The following is a 21,334-nucleotide window of genomic DNA, read 5'->3' as shown; positions in this document are numbered from 1 at the left end:
TTTTAACTTATTTCAGAACAAGACAACCAGTCGGTTCCATATAATATTAACAAGGTTTAAATAGTATAGTATTTTTTAAATTTGGCGATGATTATGACCGGAACAAATAAAACGATGTCCGTTTTTATTTTATGTATTTGGTTATGTGCATGCTCAATGCAAAAACGTGTAAAATACCATGATGATAGCGTAGTGTTTTACCGCAATCTATTTAAATTATCTTCCGACGATAGATTTAAAGGGAAGGATTCAATTGTAACTATTCACTTCACGGACGGCAAAATCAAAGCCATCGGCAGATTTGCGATAGATACTAAGGGTGAATTATCTAATTTAAAGACTGGCAAATGGATTGAATACTATGAAAACGGCCATGTCGAATCCAAAGGTTATTATAAAATCGGGAAATTTATTAATTGTGGGCCAGGTGGTTTAGAACAAGAATATTACAACTATAAATACGGTGATTGGGGGTACTATTTCGCAGATGGTTCTGCTAAGGCCTTTGGTAGATATGTGATAAGTAAGTATCCGATAAAGACAACATGTGGAGAAAGCACTCTTATAAATTTTGGCCTGACTGATGATAAATGGATGCATCACACCACATTCAAATCATTAGAAGAATTTGAAGTTGTAACTACCAAAGATGAATTTTATACAGACATTTTATTTTACGACAGGGCTAAGGGAAGGATGGTAATGAGCGGGCATCCTAATGAAAAATAAGGTTTTGCTTAAAACTGCACTCCCCACCGCTCCTCTATCCCCAAACCAAACAACGCAAAATCATACTTAACCGGGTCCATTGGATCAAATTCCCGCAATCGTTGGGTTAACTCAACAGCAGTTTGCCAATCCGTTTGTTTGCGGGTGATGAGGTTTAGCTTCCGGGTCACGCGATCAACGTGCAAATCGCAGGGGACTATCAGTTCCGACGGCTTAATATGGTTCCAGATACCAAAATCAACGCCACATTCATCCTTGCGCACCATCCAGCGTAAAAACATATTCAACCGCTTACAGGTTGATTTTTGTGATGGCGATGAAATATGCTTTTTTGTGCGGTGCGGAAAATCAGGTAACGAAAAAAAGTAGCTTCTGAAATGATTGAGATATTTTTCGATTGGCTCTGCTTCGTTATTGCCGCTCGTTAATTCGCTCGCATAAGTTCCTTCGCTATCGCTCAGGATGACAAAGTTTGATTGGGTTTCTGCGGGTATAAATGCAGCCTCTAATGATTGGTGCAGGGAATAATGATACCTGAAAAACGATATAAAATACAGCGTGTCGATATCATTAAAAGTACGATGCTTAAAATGCAGCAGCTTTTTTAAATCTATTTCGTGGTGATTCATGATAAAATCATAGGGTGCGTCGTCCATTAGGGTGATCAGTTCTTTACACTTATTGATGATGGTTACGCGCTGCCCCCAGGCCAATACTGCCGCCCACAATCCCATAATTTCGATATCCTGCCTTTGGGTAAACATGTGCGGGATAGAAACCGGGTCGTTCGGAATAAATTCGGGACGGTTGTATTGGATTACTTTTGAATCGAGGAAAGCTTTTATGTTTTCAATCATGCAATTAAATACCTGATTGTCATTGCGAACGAGGAACGAGCGCGGCAATCGCGAACTTTACAGAGCGGCACTGCATAGTTCGCGATTGCTTCGTTCCTCGCAATGACAAATTTTATAGTTTTATGAAAGTGCTTGCTTCAAATCCTCCAGCAAATCATCCACATCCTCTACCCCTACGCTCAGCCTCAACAAATTGTCAACTACGCCCGCTTTTTCCCGTTCAGCTTTTGGTATCGAACCATGGGTCATACTCACCGGGTGATTAATTAATGATTCTACCCCGCCCAATGATTCCGCCAGGGCAAATACTTTAAAATTTGATGCAATGCGGTAGGTCTCCTTTAAATCGGCACCTTTCAGCACAATGGAGATCATGCCGCCGAAGCCGCGCATTTGTTTTTTAGCAATCTCGTGGTTGGGGTGGTCGGTAAAACCGGGCCAGTATATTTTCTCAACTTTCGGGTGCGTTTTAAGGTATTCGGCAATTTTGGCGCCGTTTTCGCAGTGGGCTTTCATGCGCAGGTGCAGGGTTTTTATACCGCGCAGCACCAGGAAACTATCCATCGGACCGGGCGTTGCACCGCAGGCATTGTAGATAAACCAAAGTTTTTTGTACAAATCCTCGTCGTTCAGCATCAAGGCTCCCATCACCACATCGCTATGGCCGCCAATATATTTGGTAACTGAGTGCATAACAATATCAGCACCCAAATCAATCGGGTTTTGCAGGTATGGTGATGCAAAAGTATTATCAACCGCGAATAAAATATTCTTCTCTTTAGTAATTTTGCCTATCGCAGCAATATCAACGATCTGCATGGTTGGATTGGTTGGCGTTTCAATCCAAACCAATTTTGTTTTGTCGTTGGCATATTGGCGCACAATTTCCGGGTTCGACAAATCCAGGAAATGAAATTTGATACCGTAGTTTGCAAATATCTTGGTGAATATTCGGTACGAGCCGCCGTACAAGTCATTGCCGGTAATAACTTCATCGCCCGGGGCAAGCAATTTCATTACTGCGTCCGTAGCGCCCATTCCGCTCGAAAACGCCAGGCCGAACTCTGCATTTTCCAAAGCAGCCAAACAGCTTTCCAAAGCCTTACGCGTTGGGTTGGTACCACGTGAATATTCAAACCCTTTATTATCTCCCGGCGATTTTTGCCAGTAAGTTGATGTTTGGTAGATGGGAGTCATTACGGCTCCGGTTGACGGATCAGGCTCCTGCCCTGCATGTATTGCTTTTGTTGCGAATTTCATGATTGGTGAGTTAACGGTCAATAAATTATAAAAGAAAAGATGCCGTGATTTATCAACTCCAATATTAATCATGCATGCAAATTCTCTCAAACTTTGTCATTGCGAGGAACGAAGCAATCGCGAACTACGCAGAGCAGCTCTGTAAAGTTCGCGATTGCCGCGCTCGTTCTTGGCTCGCAATGACAAAGAGTTTTAAATTCAAATTAATAAGCCCGGGCGAACAGTACGCGCTGTGTCGACGGCTTTCCTGTAAGTATACACTTCCCCTCCTCCTGCTTGTTATCCAAAGGTATGCAACGGATTGTAGCCTTAGTTTCATCTTTTATCCTTTGCTCAGTTTCCGATGTGCCATCCCAATGCGCCGACAGGAAACCAGGCTGCTCATCCAACATGCGTTTAAACTCGTCGTAAGTGTCAACCTCGGTGGTGTTTTCCGCTTTAAAGTTCAACGCTTTTTGGTAGATGTTGCTTTGTATTTCTTCCAGCAAAACTTCAATAACTGCAGTTAAACCTTCCTGGTTAACCGTTTCCTTGGTTTTTGTATCGCGACGGGCAAGCTCAACGGTCCCGTTTTGCATATCACGGCTGCCTATGGCAACGCGCAATGGAACGCCTTTCAACTCGTACTCGGCAAACTTAGCTCCCGGACGGTGTGTATCCCGGTTATCAAATTTAACCCTGATGTTTTTAGCTTTCAGTTCTCTTGTCAATTCTTTTACAAACATGGAGATATTGTCCAGTTCTTCCTGGTGTTTATATATCGGCACAACAACAACCTGTAACGGCGCCAGTTTTGGTGGCAACACCAGCCCGGCATCGTCCGAATGGGCCATTATCAGCGCGCCGATCAAACGGGTTGATACGCCCCATGAGGTTGCCCACACGTAATCAAGCTTATTTTCTTTATTGGTGAACTTTACATCAAATGCCTTGGCAAAGTTCTGCCCTAAAAAGTGCGAAGTGCCTGCCTGCAAAGCCTTGCCGTCCTGCATTAATGCTTCGATGCAGTACGTATCCAAAGCCCCGGCAAAACGCTCGTTCGCAGTTTTTTTACCTCGTACCACAGGCAACGCCAGCCAGTTTTCTACAAAATCTGCATAAACATTCAGCATTTGCTCGGTTTCCGCAATGGCTTCTTCGGGGGTTGCATGGGCGGTATGCCCTTCCTGCCATAAAAATTCGGTGGTACGCAAAAACAGGCGCGTACGCATCTCCCAGCGGACTACGTTGGCCCATTGGTTAACCAATATCGGCAGGTCGCGGTATGATTGTATCCAGCCCTTATAGGTGTTCCAGATAATTGTTTCAGATGTGGGGCGTAATATCAGTTCTTCTTCCAGTTTGGCCGTTTCGTCAACTACAATATTGCCGTTGCCATCATTCTTTAAGCGATAGTGGGTAACAACCGCGCACTCTTTGGCAAACCCCTCAACGTGACTGGCTTCTTTCGAGAAAAAAGATTTCGGTATCATCATCGGGAAATAGGCATTCACGTGGCCTGTTTCTTTAAACATACCGTCCAAAACGGCCTGCATACGTTCCCAAATTGAATAACCATAGGGCTTAATTATCATGCAACCCTTAACCGGCGAGTACTCAGCCATATCGGCTTTCAACACCAGGTCGTTATACCATTGCGAATAATCTTCGTCCTTACTTACAACCCCTTTGCTCATATTAATTTATAGTTTGTGATGTTTGAATTTATAAAGAGGCCAAATTTAAACTAAGATTTATAAGATTTATAGGATTATTGGATTTAAACTAAGATTTATTGGATTAAAAGATTGCAGGATTAAAAAAAAGGCCCGCTTGTCGCTAGGCTAATAATTTGAATATTAAGTTCTGATATCGAATACCCAGGCAAAAATCCTTAAATCCTAAAAATCCTATGAATCTTAGTTTAGTCTTCATTCACAAACGATCTCAGCATCCAGGTATTTTTCTCTTTAAACTGCATAAAGCGGTTTATCATGTCGTTGGTACCATCGTCGCCCGCATCAGCGGTTATTTCCAATATATCACGCTCCATCTTAATTAAAACGGCCATATCCTCAATTATAGCTTTAACCATTACGGTATCCTTTAAACCAATGGTATCAATTTCGTTGATTTTCGATTTTTTGATGTAATCCGCAAAAGTGCTGTAGGGCGACTTACCTAGGGTCAGTATCCTTTCGGCCAGTTCATCAATAGTAGTAAGCGCTGCGGTGTAAAGTTCCTCGAACTTAAGATGCAATGTAAAAAAGCTTTTGCCTTTAACATTCCAATGGCATCCGCGCACTTTTTGATAATGGATATGATAGTTGGCCAGCAACTCGTTTAAATGGTCGACTACGGGTTTTTCTGTTGATTCTTTGAGGCTTATTTTGTCTGCTTTCATAGTGTTTTTATTAAGCTGTAAATAGATGTTTTTTGTACCGCAAAAATAAGCATACCCGCAATTTATACTCATATTTGCACGTAATATGACACTATCGCCACACGTCGATCAGCAATTTGCCGGCACTATTTGGCGCATGGAAATTGATGCCGCAAATGATATCCTGCTTGTTGAAATAAGAAACAATCAGGACAGGTCTGTTTCTTTTGGGTCGATAGATTTAAAAAGCGGCCAGCTCTACTTTAAGGAATTAACAACCTCAGAGCGGTGGCTCACGGGCATTGAATGCGCCTGGGGCGGTGTATTGCTTATACATTTCTACCAATCAGAAACCGGGCCAACTCATAAGGGCCTGCTGGCCGTTGATGCCATTACCGGGCAAACGTTATGGAACAACTTCACCCATGCATTTGACCATTTAACAGCTAAGGGCCCCGTTGTTTATGACACGCGTATGCAGCCACGCAAATTATTTTTGGCGGATATTAAAAGCGGTACAACCACCCGTATTTACGAGCCCTATATTTTCCCGGAACCCGAAAATCATATTGTGGTACCCGAACAATTGCCGGCAGAACTTTTGCCACCCGGCTTAATTACCATTCATCCATATGGAAATTGGGTGCATTATCTTGAGCACAATAATTTTAGAATTGTATCTTTGCACGCGCTAAAGGCGGGGCAGCTGATACAAACACTCTATGTATTTGAGGGAAGCAGCGCGATGTATGAAGATTTATTAAATGCTGATATACAAAAAATCCAGCCGGAGGCGTTTATAATGCATAATAATTGTTTAATTTACATAAAAAATAAAACTGAACTAAAAGTTTTATCCCTATAAATTATTGACCCTAAGTTAATTATGAAATTTAAGATTCTATTCTTGGCCCTTTCATTATTGTCATTTTCCCAATTATTTGCCAAACCTGTAGTCGATTCAATCGGCGTAAAAAATAACGACGGCAAAAAAATGGTGCAGTTTAAGGTGAAAGCAGGCGATACCTATTACTCCATCGGGCACCGCTATAATATTAAGCCCGAAGTGCTGATGAAATTTAACGGCGCAAAAAAAGCAACCCTTTCATTAGGTAAAATTGTAAATGTGCCAACTGATATGCCATTTAAAAAAGGCAAAAAAGAAATAACTGAAAAGAAGCCTGCTAAAGAAACCAAAAAAGAGAAAAAGGCCAGGCTGGCGCGCGAAGCTGAAGAAGAACGCCAGGCAGCAAGAAAACACAAACATAAGGAACAGGCTCCAGAGCAGGAGTCGGCCCCAGCAGAGGCTACGCAGCCAGCTAAGCAACCTGTACAGCAACAGGTAGCGCCACCACAACCAGCTCAACAGCAGGTTGTACAGCAACCGGCTCAACAGCCTCAACAGGATACCACACCTCCTACACAATACAAGGTGTCGGCAGGTGAAACCCTGTATTCTATTGCTAAACGTTTTGGGACTAATGTAGATCAGATTACAAAGTTTAACAACCTAACGTCAACCAGCCTGCAACCCGGCCAGGTATTATTGATAAGCAATGCAGGTGCACCACAACAGGCACAACCGCCGGCGTCAACGCAAACTCAACCGCAGCAAACTGTTGTAAATACCGTTACACAACAAGCAACCGCAATACGCGATTCTACTCAGCCCTCTGCAATATTAAAGGACAGCGCCGACCGCCATTTAAATGCCAACAAATTCGGCATTTACGAAAAAAATGAAAAAGGCGCTGCAACCTGGATTGATGATCCAAGCCTCGATCCAAATAAAAAATTAGTACTGCACCGCACTGCACCGATAGGTACTGTGATAAAAATTACCAACCCAATGACTAACCGCACTACTTTTGCAAAAGTAGTTGGCCGTTTTACAGACAATGAATCAACGAAAGATGTTATTTTAGTGATGACAAAAAATGTTGCCGACTCATTAGGCGCTTTGGATAAACGCTTTCATGTAAACATCAGCTACGGTAGTCCGAATGAATAAACCATATATAATTGGTATTGCCGGGGGAAGCGGCTCCGGCAAGACTTTTTTTTTGAAGTGTTTTCTCGAGCATTTTTCTGCGGATGAGGTTTGCCTGGTATCGCAGGATGACTACTATTTTCCTGTGGCCCATCACATGACCAAGGAAGAAAATATGTACTATAACTTCGATCTCCCTTCAACTATCGATCATGACCATTTTGAGGCCGACATTGACAGCCTGATGAACGGCCAAACCATAGTTAAAAAAGAATACACTTTTAATAATCCTGATGCTATCCCTAAAATGCTGGAGATAAAATCTGCACCCATCATTATTGTTGAAGGCTTGTTTATTCTTCACTTTAAAAAGATCGCCGAAACACTTGACCTAAAGATCTTCATCGAAGCTGATAATGACATCGCCCTGCAACGCCGCCTTAAGCGCGATTTACTGGAACGCGGCTATTCGCACGAGGATGTGATGTACAGATGGGCAAATCATGTAACACCTGCGTACAAAGAGTTCCTGCTGCCTTATAAAGGCGAATGCGATAAGATAATCGTAAATAACAGCCACAAAGCTGAAGATATTATTTGTGTTACGGAGGAGATATCGAGGGATTTAAGGCAGCGTGTTTTAATTTGAAGATGTGCCGATTTGAAAATTTGAAAATCAAAAAGTATTCATTCGTCATCTTCAAATCAGCACACCATCAAATCTTCAAATCAAATTATCATCTCGGGAATATCCCCCTCAATAATAAGTTTACCTGCAGTCGCCTTCTTAATCTCTTCAACGCTCACCCCGGGAGCACGTTCCAGCAATTTAAAGCCGCCTTCTGGCAATACATCAAGTACTGCTAATTCAGTAACGATTTTTTTAACGCAGTTAACGCCAGTTAAGGGTAAGGTACAATTTGGCAACAGCTTTGATTCCCCTGCTTTGTTTACGTGCTGCATGGCCACAATTATATTTTCCGCGGATGCGACCAAATCCATAGCGCCGCCCATGCCTTTCACCATTTTGCCGGGGATTTTCCAGTTTGCTATATCGCCGTTTTCGGATACTTCCATAGCGCCTAAAATGGTTAGATTTACTTTCTTGGCCCGTATCATCCCAAAGCTCATCGCCGAATCAAACACCGCCGAACCGGGCAACATGGTAATGGTTTGCTTGCCGGCATTAATGATATCAGCATCCTCTTCCCCCTCAAACGGGAACGGCCCCATTCCCAGCAACCCATTTTCCGACTGCAGAACCACATCAATATTTTCCGGAATGTAATTAGCCACCAGCGTTGGTATACCAATACCCAGATTTACATAATATCCGTCCTTAATTTCTTTAGCAATACGTTTTGCTATTCCTTCTTTGTCAAGCATTTGCTTTTTTACTTATAGTATTTATTATCAACCGATTTCCCACCCGTCATTGCGAGGAACGAAGCAACCTCTACGCAGGACATTCAAGGACCTTTAGTTTGTGGCAGCCTAAAAGCTTCCGTCAGGTCACCACGCAGTTTATCGGTGCCTGATTAGCACGTGCAGATGACGCCGGTTATGTCCTTTTGCGAACCGTGCGTTGTTCAATCCTCTTTTCGTAGTTAACCCCCTGGAATATCCTGTGCACATATATCCCCGGCGTATGTATAAAGTTCGGGTCAAGCTCCCCCGGTTCCACAAGTTCTTCCACTTCGGCAATGGTAACTTTACCAGCCATGGCCATAACTGCATTAAAATTGCGGGCAGTAGCGCGATATATTAGATTCCCCATAGTATCGCCTTTCCAGGCTTTAACGATGGCGAAATCTGCTTCAAAGGCCATCTCCATTAAGTAATCCTTACCATTGAAATTCCGAACCTCTTTACCTATTGCTACTTCTGTACCGATACCCGCAGGGGTAAAAATAGCAGGCATGCCGTAGCCCGCTGCCATGCAGCGGGTGGCAAGCGTACCCTGTGGTATCAGCTCAACCTCCAGCTCACCGCTCAGCAACTGCCGCTCAAATTCTGCGTTTTCGCCAACGTACGACGATATCATTTTTTTAACCTGGCGCTGTTTCAACATTAGCCCAATGCCGAAATCGTCGACTCCGGCATTGTTCGAAATGCAGGTAAGATCCTTAACTCCTTTTTTAACTAAAGCTGCTATGCAATTTTCGGGCAGACCGCTCATGCCGAAGCCGCCCATCATTAAGGTCATGCCATCCTGAATGTCGCTCACGGCTTCATCAGCATTGCTAACTGTTTTATTCATGTTTTATAATTGGTGGGGCAAAATTAGTGTTTTTTAGTTCATGGTTGATGCTTCATTGTTCATAGCTTGAAAAAAGTGTAGCCGAAATAGTTGTATTTATAACACTAACCGCAGCTACTATCAACTAATGAAAACAATTCTCCTCCCCAACCGTAATTATCTATACATCAACAAACAAACTATGGAATTTAACAACAACAAGCATTTGGATGATTGGGACAGTTCTCCAAATAAGCCGGCTGATAAACCAAACGCATGGCGTGTTAATGATGACAAAAATTTAACAGAGGAACGCCTCGCGCGGAATTTATACGGCAAAAGCGAAAACAATATGAAGCCGGTAAAGGAAGGCCAGGCTATGGGCGGCCATAGTTTTGGCAAAAACAGTAAAACACCGGCGGGCGATGATAGGAATAACCCATCGCAAAACGCAGGCTACACTAATGCCTATTTTGCCCGTACCGAGCCATCGGAAGAACACCCTGAAGACACCAACTTTAAAGTAAAAAGCCAGGATGGGGAGCCTGATTATGCCAAAGCTCAACCTTATTCCAACTGGCACAATGAAACACCGAAGCCGGAAAAGCCGGAAGAACGCGGCGATGGCGAGAACGACCGTCCGCATGAAGAAACCAGCTATCAGGAAGGCACTGCCGATAACGAAAACGAACCCAATATCCCCGGCCCCAACGAAGTACCCGACCAGCAAAAGGTTGGCGAGGACGAGGCAGAGCATATAGAAACTTGAGTTAGTAATTAGAGATTAGTTAATTAGAGGTTAGATAGCTGCACGCAGCCTTTAAATTCTTTTCCCCTAAGCTCCGGTCTCTAATCTCTGATTAACCAACCTCTAATCACTACCATGAAATAACCCCATCCAAATATCCAATCAAATCATCAGCCATTGCTTGCTGTTCTTTGACGCTGGGATGTCCGTTGGTGTTTTTGTAGGGAATAAAATGGGTGTAAATATTTTTATCATTTAAACCGGCCACAGCTTTATCAATATAGCCGGGCCATGGCGAGCCAGTCTTGGTAGCATCCATACTACCCAGGATGCAGACAATTTTTGCTTTGGGATATTTTGACCTAACACTTTTCACGAAACTGCTGTAGGCGTTTATAATAAATTCGTCGGTTGGAGCGGTCGTACCAAACTTTGCTTTAAACTGCTCGTTGTCAGTCAACTTTACAATCCACGAGTCATTTTGAAACAGGTTAATAATTACCAGGTCAGGCGTATATTTTGAAAAATCCCATTTACTGGCGGGATTGGTGGCATCCAGCCTGTCGTACATTTCGGACATAACCAAGGGAAACCAGCTTACCGTTATGCCTATCCCGCTTTTTGAAGTATTGTAAAACTCAGCATTATAGTGCCGGGCCGTTATAGCAGAGTAGCTGATATAGCCGTTTTCATAAGGACTGGAGCCCCTGTCCTGCCCTGTGGTATCCTCATCGGCATAGCCACAACTAATTGAATCGCCAAAGTATTCTATTTTATGTTTATGGGTGGCTGGGGCGGCTAGTATTTTGCTTCCTTTATCAAGCGTTAGTCCGTAAAACCAGGTTTTACCCATTGCCCACTCAGTACGTTTAAACAGTTCGAGTGTGTGCTTGCCTGCTGGAAGTCCCGAGGCCAGTACATAATCTTTTTTATCCTTTTCGGGATGCAGCTTACTGACAACTTTACCGTCAATAATCACATTGTAGTTATTATCCGAGCGTTCATCCCTTAAAGTGGCGCTAACACCAGTACCGCTAAAGTTAATTTTTATTGAATTCGCCGACCATGAAAGCTCCGCAGCACTATCACGCATGGCTATCCGGCCCATATAGTGGATGTGCCGGTCGTTGAATTTGATTGTGGTTTGGGCGGCGCAGTTTAGCGCCGTAAGGGTTGCAGTTAGTGAAAGTAAAAATCTAAATCTCATAATTTAAAATCAGATAAAATCCAAAGAATCCGCTTAATCCCGGTCCTATTTCAAATATACATAAGTAATCCCATCTCCGCCCCTATCTAAATGCTCGTCTTCCATACGATCAACCTGCTCATATTTTTTTAAATACTGGCGTATCATTTTCCGCAGGATGCCATCACCTTTACCGTGAATTATCTTCAGGTTGCCAAATCCCATCATAACCGCGCGGTCAAACAATCGCTCTATATTTCCCAGTGCATCCTCGGTACGCATGCCGCGCACGTCAATTTCGGGGCTAAAACTTGCCATATCATTGGTTTGGCTGTAGCTCTTACGAATCTCCTTCGGCACCGCTGATTTTGATACCTTCATCACTCGCTTTCTCTTAGCCACGGTGCGTAAATCGCCAATGGCAATCACCACGTTGTCCTTTATCAATTCTATTACCTGGCCGGTGGTTTCGCTGTCTGTCAGTTTCACCCAGTCGCCGGGCTTTAATTCTTCATCTTCAGTTTGAACAGGTTTAACTGCAACTGGTTTAACTGTATTTTTTTGCAGCTCCCTGCTTAAGTTCTCGCGTAAGTTTTTTGTAGTCTCTTTATCCGCGTTGCTGCTTTTAATTTCTGATATCGTGTTTTCAACCAGCTTGTTGGCATTTAAGATTATATTTTTTGCCTGGTCTTTAGCATCCTTGATCAACGCCTTTTTGTTTTCTTCTAAATAGCTCTTTAACTTTTCATTTTCGGCAAGCAGGGTATTTACCTGGCGCTGCTGGCGTTCGAGATTTACTTTGCTGTCGTAAATTTCTTTTTTCTCACGTTCCAAATCAACCAATAAGGTATCTACCTTTTTTTGACCGGCGCTTATTTTGTTTTTAGCAAGATTAAGCACATTTTGCGGCAGGCCAATTTTTTGTGCAATCTCAAATGCATACGAACTGCCGGGTTTGCCAACTTCCAATATGTAAAGGGGTTTCATCTCAACATTGTTAAACAGCATGGATGCGTTTTCAATCCCTTCGGTGTGGCTTGCAAATATTTTAAGGTTTGAGTAGTGGGTAGTCACCATACCCCTTACCTTTTTCTGGTTTAATGATTCCAGCACAGCTTCTGCAATCGGGCCGCCAAATTGGGGGTCGGTACCGGTACCAAATTCATCAATTAGTATCAGTGTCTTCCCGTTGGCCTGCTCCACAAAATTTTTCATTTTTGACAGGTGCGCGCTGTAAGTACTCAAATCGCTCTCAATAGACTGGTCATCACCGATATCGACAAATAATTGCTTAAACACTCCGGCAACACTGCCTTCAGCCGCAGAAATCAGCAACCCTGCCTGCACCATCATTTGCAGCAGCCCAACGGTTTTCATACATACAGATTTACCACCGGCGTTAGGCCCCGATACCACGACGATGCGTGTGCCTTCGTCAATCTGCACGTTTAAGGGCACCACTGTTTTCCCTTCTTTTTTAAAGTTCAGCAGTAACAACGGATGGCGGGCATTTGTAAGCTTAAGCCTGGCTTCATTCACAACCTCAGGCATGGTGCCTTCAATATCAATGGCAAACAGTGCTTTGGCACGTACAAAATCAAGTTTTGTCAGCAATCCGTGGTATGAAAGCAATAAGGGAACGTATGGCCTTAATTCGCCGGTTAAAGCTGTCAATATTTTAACAATTTCGCGGCGGCGCTCAAATTCAAGGTCACGGATCTTATTATTGAGCGAAAATACTTCCTCAGGCTCCATGTAAACAGTTTGGCCGGAAGCCGACTCATCGTGAATAAAGCCTTTCAGCTTGCGTTTATTCTCCGCCAGCAGCGGGATACACAGTCGCCCGTCGCGTACGGTTAATGAACCATCGGCGGTCCAGTTATTTGCAGTAGCGCTTTTAAATATCTGGTCAATTTTGCGGCGTGCCTCCTGTTCGGCTTTGGCAATGCCCGAGGTGATGTCCATCAGATCGCGCGAGGCATTAGGACGCATCTTCCCTTTTTGGTCGATAATCAGATCTATCTTTTTGAGGATAGCCTTTTCAATCGGCAAATGCTCGAACAAAGCTTCCAGGTTTGGATACTGGCCTTCGCGCTCATTAAAATAACCTATTACCGCAAATACTGTGGTCAGTGAGGCCTGTACCTGGTAAAATTCTTCTTCGCTTAAAAAAGCGCCTTCAATTTTAGCTTTGTTAGCAAGCGACTTTATATCAAAAAAATGATGTATAGGCAAAGGCGCATCATTTTGCAGGATGTTTTTAAACTCGTTGGCCTGGTAAAGAAACTTACGTATTTGGTCGTAATTATTCATTACCTGTATCTTGTCCACCATCTGGCGGCCCATGTCGCTCAGGCAATGTGCCTTTATCAGTTCCTTTACCTCGGTAAACCCAAGCTTATCAGTACTATTGTCGGGGTAAAGCATTATTGTGGTTTAACTTTTTGTTCTTGTAATCTTCTCAGCGAATCGGTTTTACGCTGCGCTTTGTTTAATGAATCGGTTTTAAATTTCAGGTTCGCCAATATGTCGTCGTACATTTTAGACATTTCAGCAGGCTGGCTGGCATAATAATTTAGGCTTTTGTTAAATGTAGTCGAATCGGTGTGATAGCGTTTGAACAAAGCATCATACCGCGCCGAGCCATATTTTGTCAAACTGTCGGCTGATTGAAATATGCCGGACATGCGCCCGTCAACCAGGTGCACCTCGGTTAAAAGGCTGGTCATTTCTTTATGTTTTATAATTCCTTTAGGGGTGTTATCACCATTGCACGAAAATAATAAAAGCGATACTGAAAAAAACAAGGCGATATATTTATGCATTCTGTAATTTAGCGGCGTATACATTTAGGCAAATTTACGGATTAATGAGCATAGCAGAGAACATCAAAAGCTTAAAAAAAGAAACTGAACTTATAAACGTAACGCTGATAGCAGTATCGAAAACCAAACCGGTTGAAGACGTGCTTGAGGCTTACAAAACAGGACAACGCTTATTTGGCGAAAATATGGTGCAGGAACTGGTAGAAAAGTACGAACAACTACCAAAAGATATCGAATGGCACCTGATTGGCCACCTGCAAAGTAACAAGGTTAAATATATTGCCCCTTTTATCAGCATGATACAATCCGTCGACAGCCTCAAATTGCTGCAGGAAATAAACAAACACGCCGAAAAGCACAACCGCGTTATCGACTGCCTGTTACAGGTTTATATTGCTGACGAAGAAACAAAATTTGGCCTTGGGTTTGATGAGGTGATTGAACTGCTGCGCTCGGAAGAATTTGTTGCTTTAGAGAACGTAAAAATCCGCGGATTGATGGGCATTGCTACCAATACCGATAACGAAAAGCAAATAAAGGACGAGTACTACGAGTTGAAAACGTTTTTCGATGGTATAAAACAAAGCTTTTTCAGGAAAGATAAATCATTCGATACCCTATCGATGGGTATGTCGTCCGACTATAAAGTTGCTATTGAACAAGGCAGCAACATGGTACGATTAGGTAGCACCATTTTTGGGCAAAGAGTGATAAAGCACTGGAAAAACAATTAACACAATTTAGAGATTTAAAAGATTTACAGGACTAAATAATCGTGTAAATCCGTAAGATCATGTAAATCGTGTTAATATCCTGTAAATCAATAAAATCATATAAATCGTGTTAATAAGAATAGCTAAAAAAGAAGATTGTCCTCGTTTAATGGAACTGGTAAATGAGCTGGCGCTTTTTGAACGCGCGCCGGAGGAAGTTACCGTTACCCTTCAGGAATTTGAAGATGCCGGATTCGGCGAAAAGCCGGTTTGGAAGGCGTTTGTGGCCGAGGATGACGGGCTAATTTTAGGTTTCGCGGTGTATTATATCCGATATTCTACCTGGAAAGGGCAACGATTATACCTGGAGGATTTAATAGTGACTGAGGCGGCTCGCGGAAAAGGCATTGGCAAATTACTTTTTGACAAGTTAATCGTGGAGGCTAACGAACTTGGCTTTAACGGCATGAGCTGGCAGGTGCTCGACTGGAACGAGCCGGCGATAACCTTTTATCAAAAGAAATATGGCGCCGCTGTTGAGGCGGGATGGCTTAATGCATCATTATCGAAAGAGCAATTAATGGCGATTGATTTATAAACACCGCTCATTGTTAATACCCATAAGAGATCACGTAGTTATTCCGGGCAAATAGGGCCCTAACAAAATATCAATAAATAATGCTTGTATTTAAATTCGGCGGTGCATCGGTAAAGGATGCTGATAATATTATTAACCTGGCCAGCGTAGTTAAGCTATACCAGGAGAATGAACTTTTGATAGTGGTATCGGCGATGGGTAAAACTACCAATGCGCTGGAAAAGCTTACAAAAGCCTACGTTAACGGCGATGATGAAATGCACATCATTTTTGATGAAATAAAAAAATATCACTACGATATTATCGAACAACTATTTGATAAACAGGATACTATATTCAATGAAGTAGCCAACACCTTTGTTGAGATTGACTGGATAATTGAGGAAGAACCGCACGATGATTACGACTTTATTTATGACCAAATCGTGTCCATCGGCGAGTTGGTTTCAACGCGCATAGTTAACGCCTATTTAAATAAAGCCGGCTTAAAAAGCCAATGGGTTGACGTACGCGGTTATATCCACACCGATAATACTTACCGCGAAGGCGTTGTTCAATGGAGCAAAACAAAGGAAAGCATCAATGCCGCTATACCTGCTTTGTTGCAAAAAGGAATTGTGGTAACGCAAGGTTTTTTAGGCGGAACATCTGAAAACTTTACCACTACCCTGGGTCGTGAAGGTTCGGATTACACAGCATCTATATTCGCATCGTGCCTGGGTGCCGAGTCAGTGACGACGTGGAAGGACGTGCCAGGCGTGCTAAATGCCGATCCTAAGTTTTTTAAGGATACAATTAAGTTTGATGAGCTTTCCTATTCTGAGGCCATCGAAATGACTTATTATGGCGCTACGGTTATCCACCCGAAAACCATCAAGCCGCTGCAAAACGCCAAAATACCGTTATTGGTTAAACCGTTCAATCACCCGACTGAACCGGGCACAGTAATTAAAGAAAATGGCCGAAACCAGTTCTTAAAGCCCGTAATTATACTCAAACACAACCAGGTATTAGTATCGTTGTCTGCTAAAGACTATTCATTTATTTCCGAAAATCATTTAAGCGACATTTTCGGCATGTTTGCAAGTACGCAGGCAAAGGTTAATATGATGCAAACATCGGCGCTCAGTTTCTCGGTTTGCATCGATTTTTACGAAGAACGGTTTAAAAAGCTATTGAAAGCTTTAACGCAGGAGTTTAACGTAAAATATAACGAAGGGCTAACCTTAATTACAGTGAGACATTATTCCACAGATTGGTTAAACGACTTAAAAGCGGGTAAAACCATATTAATGGAGCAACTAAGCCGCAATACCATACAAATGGTTGTTAGGTAACATTCCTGTTTAAAAATGTAAAAATATGTTAAACCCGCTGCCATCTTGTTTAATTTAGCGGGCAATGGGCTATATTAGCCCTGTCATCCGGATTAAACTATATTCATGAGGTTTTTTAGAAATTTACTTTTGCTCCTGCTAACATCTGCTTGTTTAACTGCCGCCGCCCAGGATTCGCCGGTATTAAATAAGGTGATGACCAAAACCGCCAAATTATACGCCGATATGCCCATCGAGCGCGTTTACCTGCATTTTGATAAACCTTATTATGCCATTGGCGACACTATATGGTTTAAGGCCTATTTAACTATGGACCAGCACCAGCCGTCGGGGATTAGCAAAGTAATTTACGTTGACCTGTTAACAGCGAAGGATTCGCTGGTAACGTCTCTGAAGCTGCCTGTTAAAAACAGCGTGGCCTGGGCTGATATCCCGCTATCACAATTCACCTTTAAAAAGGGAAATTACCGGGTGGTAGCGTATACCAACTGGATGAACAATGCGGGGCCAGCTTATTTCTTCAATAAAAATATCACCGTGGGCGATGCGATAAACAATAACTTGTCGACAAACATTTCTCTAAAGCGGTCGGTAACCGGTAAGTTGACGAAAATAACTGCTGGAATATCCTATAAAGACAATGACGGCAATCCTTACAGCGATAAAAAAGTAAGCTGGACCATTGAAAAAGACTACGATGAAATAGCAAAAGGCAAAGGTGTCACCGATAAAAAAGGTTTTGTGGATATAACGTTTTTAAATACAAAAAACGTTACACTTGATTCGACGCAGTTAATTACGGTTATTGACCGGGGTGACAGGAAACAGGGCACAAACAAATTCTCGTTAAAACCGGTGTCTGAGCCGAATGACATGCAGTTTTTTCCTGAAGGCGGGCAGCTGATAGGTGGTGTGCCGTCAAAAATTGCATTTAAAGCTTTAAAGCCCGATGGGCTGGGTATCGACGTTAAGGGCACTATTACCGACAATACCGGGAAGGTTGTAATAGATTTTTCGTCGACACACCTGGGTATGGGATATTTTATGCTGGTGCCTGAGGATGGAAAATCCTATACAGCTAATGTAACCTTCGCCGACGGAACAACAGCAACACCTGAAATGCCGAAAATATTGGCTGATGCAACTACCATTAATATAGAAAGCTCGGACCCTGATAATTTTAAAATAAAACTACTGTCAGATGCTGCATTTGTAAAGGAAAACGAAGGGAAAACATTCTTCATTATCGCTAAATCGGCTGGTATTATTTATTTCGCGGCGCAAACCAAGCTGCAAAACCAGGTTTATTCGGCCCTTGTACCCAAAAGCAAATTTCCTACGGGTATTGTGCAGGTAACGTTATTTGCAGATGATGGCGAGCCCCTTAGCGAAAGAATAGCTTACGTAATGCATCCCGACCAATTAAACCTTTCGGTAGCCAGCGACCACCCGGATTATGTTACCAGGCAGAAAGTTAAATTAAGTATTGCAGCTAAAAATGGCAGCGCCCCTGCCGAAGGTCATTTTTCTTTAACTGTTGTTGACGATGCAAAAGTACCATTTGATGATAATGCCGAAACTACTATATTGAGTTACCTTTTGTTAACTGCCGACATTCCCGGGTATATTGAAAAACCTAACTATTACTTTAATCATCCCGATGATAAAAAGATGGCCGACCTGGATGTGTTGTTACAAACACAAGGGTACCGTCGTTTTTCGTATGATGGTATAATGACGGACAAATATCCGCCGATAAGCTTTTTACCCGAACAGGGTATTACTATTACCGGTACTTTGAGGGCTTATAACGGCATGGCCTTGCCCGGGGGGAACATCCGCTTACAAATTAAGGATAAAAATTTCTCAGCAAATACCGTGACCGATGTAGATGGCAGGTTCAGGTTCCCTAATCTTGTATTTTCAGATTCGACACAGGTATTTATAAGCGCACGTAATAACCCGCGCTCAGCCGATATTGTATTGAACGTTGATGGCGACCCTTACCAAAAGATAAACGTTAACCCCAGTACACCCGACGAAATAATGAATATCGACAGTACACTTAGCGCATACTTAAAAAACAGTAAAGTACAGGCAAACAACTCACATGTTTTGAAAGAGGTGGTAATTAAGGATACCCGGATCGTAAAAACTATAAGCCATAAAGATTATAGCAACCTATCCAGCTTAAGCCAGTTACCCGACCATATGATAACCCCAAATCAGCTGCAGGGTTGTAATAACCTGTTGAATTGTATAAAAGCATTGGCGTTTGGAATGACTTTCCAGGATAATAATTTTTACATACAACGCGACTATGCATCCGGAAATCGTACGCCGGTGCAGGTGTTTGTAAAGGGCATGCCTGTTGACGTGAACTATTTGGAAAACATGAACGGTGATGGAATAGAATCGATCGAGGTGTTTTTGAAGGATGAACTTGGACTGGTAAACAGCGCATACGGCACAAACGGTGCAATTGTTATAAATATGAAAAAAGCGCCTGAAGGCCAGAAAATATCACTCTCTGAATTTAAAGCATTGATCGGTTCTAAAAACGAGGTCACAATTACACCCAAGGGCTACGCTATAAAACGGTCGTTTTATTTACCCCGCTATAGTGGCCCGCGCGGAAGCCAAACCAACCAGGTAGACACCCGCAGTACAATTTACTGGAACCCAAACATAGTAACTGATGCAACCGGCGCGGCATCGATGGAGTACTTTAATGCCGATGGCGTTGGAACTTACCGGGTTATTGTTGAAGGCATAGATAAAGACGGCAACGTAGGCAGGCAGTTGTTTAGGTATAATGTGAAATAAAGTATAGTTGATTAGGTTGATTAAGAGAGTGGTTGATTAGGTTAAAACCCTTACGTCAACTTATTCAACTCAATCAACTTAATCCAACTCAATCAACTAAAAATGAGCAAACTTACCCCATTCCACGTAGCGGTACCAGTTTACGACCTTGAAGAGGCCCGAAAATTTTATCGTGAGGTACTTGGTTGCAGCGAAGGCCGCAGTTCAGACCATTGGACAGATTTCGACCTTTATGGCCATCAGTTTGTGATCCATTTAAAACCACGTCCGGTCGAAGAAGCCAAACATCATTTTAACCCGGTTGACGGTCACGATGTACACGTACCACATTTTGGTGTTGTGTTGGAATGGGACGAGTGGCACAAACTTGAAAAGCGACTGCGCGATAGTCATATAAAATTTATAATTGAGCCATACATTCGTTTTAAGGGCCTCCCCGGCGAACAGGCAACATTATTCTTCCTCGACCCATCGGGTAATGCGCTCGAATTTAAATCGTTTAAAGATTTTGGTCAGCTATTTGCCACATAGGCAACCGGGGGCCATTAATAACGGTATACTTTTATAGGAACGGGGCAGAGTCAAGAGTCAAGAGTCAAGAGCCAAGAAGCAAGGTAAAAAAGAGCTTTTTGTCTCATGTGTCAAGTAACAAGATATTTTTCTATCTTTTGGTTTCATTCTCGATTCTTGACTCTTGATTCTCGATTCTATACCAAATAAGCGCATTATGAATGTAAAGGAAGTTGAGCGGCTGATAAAAATAAGCAAGGAACATCCCCTGATGCCAGAGACGTATATTCCGTGGCAACTGGAACCGCAGCCGGAGGATATTTTTTTGCCTGAAATGCTTACCTCGCTGCAAGGGCTTGAAATTTACGATACTCTTACTCTTTCGCAAAAACTGGACCTTGGCCGACACGAATTGGTACAGGTAATCGCGTCTTATGCCTGGGGCGAATGCCTGTTTTGCCTGTTTATGACCCGGCATATACTCACCCTGCCCCTGGATAATGTTGAGCACCGCTTTTTGCTGCGCGAGTTGATTGAAGAATTCCGTCACCAGGAAATGTTTGGGCAGGCAATCGCTAAAATTGGCGGCAGCCCTATAAAGCAATCGGGAATACATAAGTTTTTTGGCGAGTTCAGCAACAAATATCTGCCTGCCGATTATTTGTTTATGGGTAGCGTATCAGTCGAGTTGGTAACGGATGTTTATGGTAACCATGCCCGCAAGTCTCCCAATATTTATCCTGTCCTAAAGAAAATGTTCGATTTGCATAATATCGAGGAGGGCCGGCATATATTGTTTACCAAAAGTTTATTGAAAGAATACGCAGCTAAAGCCGGATACATTAAACGCACGCTGTACAGCTATGTGATCCTATTCAACATCCTGTTTGTACGCACCATGTATGTAAAAAAGGAAATATACCAGCGCATTGGTATGCAAAACCCGGAACTGGCATATAAACTTGCTTCTGCTAACTTTAAGAAGAAGTTCAGCGAAACCTGTTTAAAGGACATTACTAAGTTTGTTGATAGCTGGAAAGGGTTTAACATGCTAACCCGTTGGGCGTGGCGGGCCGTTTTGGGCGCTAAGGTCTGAAATAGTCACAAGTAGTAGTTTGCAGTTAGATTTATCTGGAAAGGCTTCTTCTTGACTC

At 42.7% G+C, this 21,334-nt stretch carries 20 protein-coding genes; 11 read left to right on the top strand and 9 right to left on the bottom strand.

The window, feature by feature from the left end; genetic code table 11:
* The first annotated feature begins 93 nt into the window (after positions 1 to 93).
* A complete protein-coding gene (locus Q0R52_RS21630; protein ID WP_295798411.1) occupies positions 94 to 729 on the top strand; it encodes a hypothetical protein in 636 nt (211 codons plus the stop codon).
* Between the two features lie 8 nt (positions 730 to 737).
* On the opposite strand, the gene Q0R52_RS21625 is transcribed toward Q0R52_RS21630, so the two are convergent.
* The 4 genes from Q0R52_RS21625 to Q0R52_RS21610 form a co-directional block, all read right to left on the bottom strand.
* Positions 738 to 1,586 (bottom strand): TIGR02757 family protein, encoded by an 849-nt coding sequence (locus Q0R52_RS21625; RefSeq protein ID WP_295798408.1) that lies wholly within the window; start codon positions 1,584 to 1,586, stop codon positions 738 to 740.
* A gap of 120 nt (positions 1,587 to 1,706) precedes the next feature.
* Positions 1,707 to 2,846 carry a cystathionine gamma-synthase gene (locus tag Q0R52_RS21620; protein WP_295798404.1) on the bottom strand — a complete coding sequence of 380 codons (1,140 nt, stop codon included), beginning with the start codon at positions 2,844 to 2,846 and terminating at the stop codon, positions 1,707 to 1,709.
* A gap of 203 nt (positions 2,847 to 3,049) precedes the next feature.
* Entirely contained in the window at positions 3,050 to 4,522 is a 1,473-nt protein-coding gene (gene proS, locus Q0R52_RS21615) for a proline--tRNA ligase (RefSeq protein ID WP_295798402.1), read from the bottom strand.
* Positions 4,523 to 4,749: 227 nt separating this feature from the next.
* Complete coding sequence (locus Q0R52_RS21610) at positions 4,750 to 5,229, bottom strand: DNA starvation/stationary phase protection protein (protein WP_295798399.1); 480 nt, start codon at positions 5,227 to 5,229, stop codon at positions 4,750 to 4,752.
* Positions 5,230 to 5,314: 85 nt separating this feature from the next.
* Between Q0R52_RS21610 and Q0R52_RS21605 the strand changes: the two genes are divergently transcribed.
* The 3 genes from Q0R52_RS21605 to Q0R52_RS21595 are packed head-to-tail and all read left to right on the top strand — an operon-like array spanning position 5,315 to position 7,847.
* Positions 5,315 to 6,073 carry a DUF4905 domain-containing protein gene (locus tag Q0R52_RS21605; protein WP_295798396.1) on the top strand — a complete coding sequence of 253 codons (759 nt, stop codon included), beginning with the start codon at positions 5,315 to 5,317 and terminating at the stop codon, positions 6,071 to 6,073.
* Between the two features lie 21 nt (positions 6,074 to 6,094).
* Complete coding sequence (locus Q0R52_RS21600; protein WP_295798393.1) at positions 6,095 to 7,219, top strand: LysM peptidoglycan-binding domain-containing protein; 1,125 nt, start codon at positions 6,095 to 6,097, stop codon at positions 7,217 to 7,219.
* The gene (locus tag Q0R52_RS21595; protein ID WP_295798389.1) at positions 7,212 to 7,847 is read left to right on the top strand and encodes a uridine kinase; all 636 of its coding nucleotides are present in this window, start codon (positions 7,212 to 7,214) and stop codon (positions 7,845 to 7,847) included. Before Q0R52_RS21600 ends, Q0R52_RS21595 begins: the two co-directional genes overlap by 8 nt.
* Before the next feature lie 80 nt (positions 7,848 to 7,927).
* On the opposite strand, the gene Q0R52_RS21590 is transcribed toward Q0R52_RS21595, so the two are convergent.
* Both Q0R52_RS21590 and Q0R52_RS21585 read right to left on the bottom strand, forming a co-directional pair.
* On the bottom strand, positions 7,928 to 8,584 hold the full coding sequence (locus Q0R52_RS21590) for a 3-oxoacid CoA-transferase subunit B (protein WP_295798387.1): 657 nt from the start codon (positions 8,582 to 8,584) through the stop codon (positions 7,928 to 7,930).
* Between the two features lie 175 nt (positions 8,585 to 8,759).
* Complete coding sequence (locus tag Q0R52_RS21585; RefSeq protein WP_295798384.1) at positions 8,760 to 9,458, bottom strand: CoA transferase subunit A; 699 nt, start codon at positions 9,456 to 9,458, stop codon at positions 8,760 to 8,762.
* Between the two features lie 127 nt (positions 9,459 to 9,585).
* Between Q0R52_RS21585 and Q0R52_RS21580 the strand changes: the two genes are divergently transcribed.
* Positions 9,586 to 10,206, top strand: a complete 621-nt coding sequence (locus Q0R52_RS21580; RefSeq protein WP_295798382.1) for a hypothetical protein — start codon at positions 9,586 to 9,588, stop codon at positions 10,204 to 10,206.
* Between the two features lie 109 nt (positions 10,207 to 10,315).
* On the opposite strand, the gene Q0R52_RS21575 is transcribed toward Q0R52_RS21580, so the two are convergent.
* The 3 genes from Q0R52_RS21575 to Q0R52_RS21565 are packed head-to-tail and all read right to left on the bottom strand — an operon-like array spanning position 10,316 to position 14,196.
* Positions 10,316 to 11,392: a GDSL-type esterase/lipase family protein gene (locus Q0R52_RS21575; RefSeq protein WP_295798381.1), complete on the bottom strand. Its 1,077-nt coding sequence runs from the start codon at positions 11,390 to 11,392 to the stop codon at positions 10,316 to 10,318.
* A gap of 45 nt (positions 11,393 to 11,437) precedes the next feature.
* Positions 11,438 to 13,798, bottom strand: coding sequence for an endonuclease MutS2 (locus Q0R52_RS21570; protein ID WP_295798378.1), 2,361 nt, complete (start codon positions 13,796 to 13,798; stop codon positions 11,438 to 11,440).
* On the bottom strand, positions 13,798 to 14,196 hold the full coding sequence (locus Q0R52_RS21565; protein ID WP_295798374.1) for a DUF4296 domain-containing protein: 399 nt from the start codon (positions 14,194 to 14,196) through the stop codon (positions 13,798 to 13,800). Before Q0R52_RS21565 ends, Q0R52_RS21570 begins: the two co-directional genes overlap by 1 nt.
* A 44-nt stretch (positions 14,197 to 14,240) precedes the next feature.
* On the opposite strand from Q0R52_RS21565, the gene Q0R52_RS21560 reads away from it, so the two are divergent.
* From Q0R52_RS21560 to Q0R52_RS21535, 6 genes are all read left to right on the top strand, one after another.
* Entirely contained in the window at positions 14,241 to 14,930 is a 690-nt protein-coding gene (locus Q0R52_RS21560; RefSeq protein ID WP_295798371.1) for a YggS family pyridoxal phosphate-dependent enzyme, read from the top strand.
* A 148-nt stretch (positions 14,931 to 15,078) separates the two neighbouring features.
* Positions 15,079 to 15,507 carry a GNAT family N-acetyltransferase gene (locus Q0R52_RS21555; protein WP_295798865.1) on the top strand — a complete coding sequence of 143 codons (429 nt, stop codon included), beginning with the start codon at positions 15,079 to 15,081 and terminating at the stop codon, positions 15,505 to 15,507.
* Positions 15,508 to 15,587: 80 nt separating this feature from the next.
* Positions 15,588 to 16,844: an aspartate kinase gene (locus Q0R52_RS21550; RefSeq protein WP_295798370.1), complete on the top strand. Its 1,257-nt coding sequence runs from the start codon at positions 15,588 to 15,590 to the stop codon at positions 16,842 to 16,844.
* Positions 16,845 to 16,949: 105 nt separating this feature from the next.
* The gene (locus tag Q0R52_RS21545) at positions 16,950 to 19,670 is read left to right on the top strand and encodes a carboxypeptidase-like regulatory domain-containing protein (RefSeq protein ID WP_295798368.1); all 2,721 of its coding nucleotides are present in this window, start codon (positions 16,950 to 16,952) and stop codon (positions 19,668 to 19,670) included.
* Between the two features lie 102 nt (positions 19,671 to 19,772).
* A complete protein-coding gene (locus Q0R52_RS21540) occupies positions 19,773 to 20,201 on the top strand; it encodes a VOC family protein (protein ID WP_295798365.1) in 429 nt (142 codons plus the stop codon).
* Positions 20,202 to 20,397: 196 nt separating this feature from the next.
* Positions 20,398 to 21,276 (top strand): diiron oxygenase, encoded by an 879-nt coding sequence (locus tag Q0R52_RS21535; protein ID WP_295798362.1) that lies wholly within the window; start codon positions 20,398 to 20,400, stop codon positions 21,274 to 21,276.
* Positions 21,277 to 21,334 lie beyond the last annotated feature (58 nt).

It is taken from the genome of Mucilaginibacter sp. (assembly GCF_025359345.1).
Taxonomy (GTDB): Bacteria; Bacteroidota; Bacteroidia; order Sphingobacteriales; family Sphingobacteriaceae; genus Mucilaginibacter.
This window is presented reverse-complemented; position numbering and strand designations above follow the sequence as displayed.

Bases quoted from the DNA above. Each gene is read 5' to 3' on its own strand.
- Q0R52_RS21585 (WP_295798384.1), bottom strand. From the start codon at position 9,458: ATGAATAAAACAGTTAGCAATGCTGATGAAGCCGTGAGCGACATTCAG.
- Q0R52_RS21590 (WP_295798387.1), bottom strand. From the start codon at position 8,584: ATGCTTGACAAAGAAGGAATAGCAAAACGTATTGCTAAAGAAATTAAG.
- Q0R52_RS21550 (WP_295798370.1), top strand. From the start codon at position 15,588: ATGCTTGTATTTAAATTCGGCGGTGCATCGGTAAAGGATGCTGATAAT.
- Q0R52_RS21610 (WP_295798399.1), bottom strand. From the start codon at position 5,229: ATGAAAGCAGACAAAATAAGCCTCAAAGAATCAACAGAAAAACCCGTA.
- Q0R52_RS21570 (WP_295798378.1), bottom strand. From the start codon at position 13,798: ATGCTTTACCCCGACAATAGTACTGATAAGCTTGGGTTTACCGAGGTA.
- Q0R52_RS21605 (WP_295798396.1), top strand. From the start codon at position 5,315: ATGACACTATCGCCACACGTCGATCAGCAATTTGCCGGCACTATTTGG.
- Q0R52_RS21620 (WP_295798404.1), bottom strand. From the start codon at position 2,846: ATGAAATTCGCAACAAAAGCAATACATGCAGGGCAGGAGCCTGATCCG.
- proS (WP_295798402.1), bottom strand. From the start codon at position 4,522: ATGAGCAAAGGGGTTGTAAGTAAGGACGAAGATTATTCGCAATGGTAT.
- Q0R52_RS21555 (WP_295798865.1), top strand. From the start codon at position 15,079: ATGGAACTGGTAAATGAGCTGGCGCTTTTTGAACGCGCGCCGGAGGAA.
- Q0R52_RS21630 (WP_295798411.1), top strand. From the start codon at position 94: ATGACCGGAACAAATAAAACGATGTCCGTTTTTATTTTATGTATTTGG.
- Q0R52_RS21535 (WP_295798362.1), top strand. From the start codon at position 20,398: ATGAATGTAAAGGAAGTTGAGCGGCTGATAAAAATAAGCAAGGAACAT.
- Q0R52_RS21575 (WP_295798381.1), bottom strand. From the start codon at position 11,392: ATGAGATTTAGATTTTTACTTTCACTAACTGCAACCCTTACGGCGCTA.
- Q0R52_RS21560 (WP_295798371.1), top strand. From the start codon at position 14,241: ATGAGCATAGCAGAGAACATCAAAAGCTTAAAAAAAGAAACTGAACTT.
- Q0R52_RS21545 (WP_295798368.1), top strand. From the start codon at position 16,950: ATGAGGTTTTTTAGAAATTTACTTTTGCTCCTGCTAACATCTGCTTGT.
- Q0R52_RS21580 (WP_295798382.1), top strand. From the start codon at position 9,586: ATGAAAACAATTCTCCTCCCCAACCGTAATTATCTATACATCAACAAA.
- Q0R52_RS21595 (WP_295798389.1), top strand. From the start codon at position 7,212: ATGAATAAACCATATATAATTGGTATTGCCGGGGGAAGCGGCTCCGGC.
- Q0R52_RS21625 (WP_295798408.1), bottom strand. From the start codon at position 1,586: ATGATTGAAAACATAAAAGCTTTCCTCGATTCAAAAGTAATCCAATAC.
- Q0R52_RS21540 (WP_295798365.1), top strand. From the start codon at position 19,773: ATGAGCAAACTTACCCCATTCCACGTAGCGGTACCAGTTTACGACCTT.
- Q0R52_RS21565 (WP_295798374.1), bottom strand. From the start codon at position 14,196: ATGCATAAATATATCGCCTTGTTTTTTTCAGTATCGCTTTTATTATTT.
- Q0R52_RS21600 (WP_295798393.1), top strand. From the start codon at position 6,095: ATGAAATTTAAGATTCTATTCTTGGCCCTTTCATTATTGTCATTTTCC.